Annotated in this window: 1 protein-coding gene; it reads right to left on the bottom strand. The window is 28.3% G+C overall.

From position 1 onward, the window contains the following. Nucleotides 1-479: 479 nt before the first annotated feature. The coding region (locus KGF39_RS19185; protein ID WP_227823540.1) for a heavy metal translocating P-type ATPase at nt 480-2,580 on the bottom strand (2,101 nt) is incomplete at its 5' end.

Below are 2,580 nucleotides of genomic sequence, written 5' to 3'. Positions count from 1 at the left end.
GCCCTTTTCTTAAGGACAAGTAATACTATATCATCTTAAAAATAATTGGTCAATGCTTTTTTAAATTATTTTTTTAATTTTTTTACTATCTTATGTTACATAATTTGTTGAATTGCAGTTATATTATAGGTTTAGAACATTTTAATATATACATTTTATTATAAAAATTATAGCTATTGATACACATAATTGTAAGTATTATAATTTTTATACCTCTTATTTAAACTTAATCTAAACTTATTAATAAAAATAAATCATCTATTATATAACTTTATATAACTTTAAAAATTACAACATAAAAAGTACCTGCTAAATAAACACTTTAAATAAACATAATGGATATAAGTTTATATATAAAAAAGCATCAATAAAGAAAGTATCAATAAAGTTAAAATAAACTTATTGATACTTTTCCTCATTATATACTTAATCAATATATAATTGTATGTTTTTTAATAGTATGTTCATACATTTATACCTTATCTCATAGCTCTCATAGCATTTACTACTGCTATAAGTGCTACACCTACATCAGCAAATATAGCTTCCCACATAGTAGCTACTCCTCCAGCTCCTAGTATCATAACTATAATTTTTACTCCTAGAGCAAATATTATGTTTTGCCATACTATTTTATTAGTCTTGTTTGCTATTTCAATTGCTTTAGATATCTTGCTAGGCTCATCTGTCATAAGAACTACATCTGCTGCTTCAATAGCTGCATCTGAACCTAAACCTCCCATGGCTATACCAACATCAGCACGAGCCAAAACTGGAGCATCATTTATTCCATCACCTACAAAGGCTATTTTTTCTTTTTCAGTTCTTCCTTCATATAAATCTTCTAATCTATCTACTTTTTCATTAGGAAGTAAATTTGAGTAAACTGTATCTAATTCTAATTCTTGAGCAATATTTTTTGCTACTTTCTCATTATCTCCAGTTAGCATTACAACTTCTTTTACTCCTATTGCTTTTAAGCTTCTTATAGCATTTTTACTATCTTCTTTTACTTCATCAGATATAACTATATAACCTCTGTATACTTTATCAACAGCAATATAGACTACTGTACCTACTTCTTTAGCTGGTGAATAAGATATATTTTCTTTTTTCATAAGTTTCTCATTACCTGCTAATATAAGCTTACCATTATATTTTACTCTAATTCCATAAGCCGCTATTTCCTCATAACTGTCTATTGTGTCTAAATCAAATTTTTTATTATAGTAATTTAATATAGACTTTGCTATTGGATGATTTGAATTTACCTCTGCAATAGCTGCATATTCTAATAACTCTTCTTCTGATATACCTTCAGGATTTAATTTAGTTACATTAAACACACCTTTAGTAAGCGTTCCTGTTTTATCAAATACTACTGTATCTACACTTCTTAAAGCTTCTAAGTAATTACTTCCCTTAATAAGGATTCCATTTTTAGATGCAAATCCAATTCCACTAAAGAAGCTAAGTGGTATTGATAAAACTAATGCGCAAGGACAAGAAACAACTAAGAATATCAATCCTCTATACAACCAATCACTAAATACCTCACCAGAGACTACAAGTGGTGGCACAAATGCTATTAATAAGGCAGCTATTACTACTATTGGAGTATAATATCTTGAAAATTTAGATATAAAGTTTTCTGTTTTTGATTTTTTGATACTAGAATTTTCAACAAGATCAAGAATCTTAGAAACTGTTGATTCTCCAAAACTCTTTGTAACTTCAATACTCAATAAAGCATTCTTATTTATAACACCTGATAAAATTTCATCTCCTCTTTCAACTTCTCTTAGTACTGATTCTCCTGTAAGTGCAGAAGTATCTAACATAGAAACTCCATCTACTACTACACCATCTAATGGTACTTTTTCACCAGGTTTCACTACTATTATATCTCCTACATTTACTTCTTCTGGTGACACTACTTTAACTTCAGAATTAACTTTTAGATTTGCATAATCTGGTCTTATTTGCATAAGTGAAGTTATAGATTTTCTAGATTTACCAACTGCAACACCTTGTAAATACTCTCCTACTTTATAGAAAAGCATAACTCCTACTGCTTCTGATAATTCTCCTATTGCTAATGCTCCTACTGTTGCTAGAGCCATCAAAAAGTTTTCATCAAATACTCTTCCTTTTGATATATTTCTTATTGCTCTTAAAAGTACATCTCCACCTACTATTACATAAGCAACTATAAATACTATATTGCTAAATTGACTTTCATAACCTGTAGCTGTTTGATATATACCAAAAATATATACAAGAGCTCCAATTATAAGTGGAATTAACTCTTTCTTATTTGTATCATTTATAGCTCCTGCTTTTTCAGTAGTCCCATCTTTTACTTTGTCAGTAGACCCTACTTGTATATCAAGTCCTGGTTCTGTTGAATCTATTATTTCCTTTATCTTGTTTATAACAGTATTCTCTTCAAAGTCAGTAATTATATTTACTGTAAGTTTTTTATTTACAAAGTTTAAATTAGAAGATTCAATTTCTTTTAATTTAGAAACTTTATTATTAATCTCCTCTGCACAATGTGCACAGTTTAATCCTCCTAAT

Origin of the sequence: Clostridioides sp. ZZV14-6345, assembly GCF_020657775.1 — a bacterium.
Taxonomy (GTDB): Bacteria; Bacillota; Clostridia; order Peptostreptococcales; family Peptostreptococcaceae; genus Clostridioides; species Clostridioides difficile_D.
This window is presented reverse-complemented; position numbering and strand designations above follow the sequence as displayed.